The following is a 1,004-nucleotide window of genomic DNA, read 5'->3' as shown; positions in this document are numbered from 1 at the left end:
TAATTTTATCGAGATGTTTTACAATCCAATCAAACGTCATTCACACAACGGCGGACTATCGCCCGTCAAATATGAAGACGCTTATTTCCAGAGGCTTCAAAGTGTCTAGTAAAGTCTGGGAAGTTCACAGAGCGCAGTTAAACCATGTGCGAGACCACCGTTAGCATAATGGCCAAAACTAAATAAAATAGAACTAACTGCAATGCAAATGAATGATGAAATACTTAATTTACGTAAAATTTCAATGGTGATCAATTGAACTATTAGCGTTTCAAATAACGGGAAAAAAAGAATCACAAAAAAAATTAACGAAATAGCGCTCGGATCACTACTGAAGTAATCAGTGGAGGCAGTTTTTCCTAAAACTGCCTTAGGCACAATTAGCGAAATAACATATATGATGGGAAGACACAGAAAAAAATTTACCCCCCCCCAGAAGATACCAAATTGAAAATAATTACGAACTTTTAAATTAGGCAGGGCATGTGTTTCTAACAAATTATTCACCTTTAATTTGATTAGATTTAATTAGCATAACCAATTGAATTTCGAGGTTATTAAAATTGATTTCGGACTCCTTACAAGGCAGCGTCATTGTCTTTTCAAGATAAATTAATACTGAACTGATAACCTAATTTTGGCATTTCTCGTTTAGGCCATCAGTTCTTTTTATTCAAAAAACACAAATAAATCTAAAAATCTTAGCCTCCACAAGCACTCGTTTCTCCACCACCTGTAGTGCATCCAGCATCACCGGTACCACCCGTTTTAGTCGCGGTAATTGTTGAACAAATGGCAAATGAAACCTGAATAGTAAAGCAAATCATCCCGCCACTTGCTTCTGGCGAATAAGGGTCACCAGCACCGCCACCAGCAACATTGGACTTCCCCTAATTTCGTAGACAACTCTTAACTTCCAAATTGTTGTTGCTCGAAAGCTAGGGGACTCATCTGATTCAAATGACTATGTCGCCGTTTGCGATTGTAGAACACTTCGATGTAAT

General features: G+C 37.5%; 2 protein-coding genes. Both read right to left on the bottom strand.

Features of this window, described 5'->3' with window-relative positions; all coding sequences use genetic code 11:
* Window positions 1-105: 105 nt before the first annotated feature.
* Window positions 106-498: a type II CAAX prenyl endopeptidase Rce1 family protein gene (locus ACO0LE_RS20230; protein ID WP_422962123.1), complete on the bottom strand. Its 393-nt coding sequence runs from the start codon at window positions 496-498 to the stop codon at window positions 106-108.
* A 411-nt stretch (window positions 499-909) separates the two neighbouring features.
* On the bottom strand, window positions 910-1,004 hold a 95-nt coding region (locus ACO0LE_RS20225; RefSeq protein WP_422961654.1), incomplete at its 5' end, for an IS3 family transposase.

This window comes from Undibacterium sp. Xuan67W (genome assembly GCF_049340165.1).
Lineage (GTDB): Bacteria > Pseudomonadota > Gammaproteobacteria > Burkholderiales > Burkholderiaceae_D > Undibacterium.
This window is presented reverse-complemented; position numbering and strand designations above follow the sequence as displayed.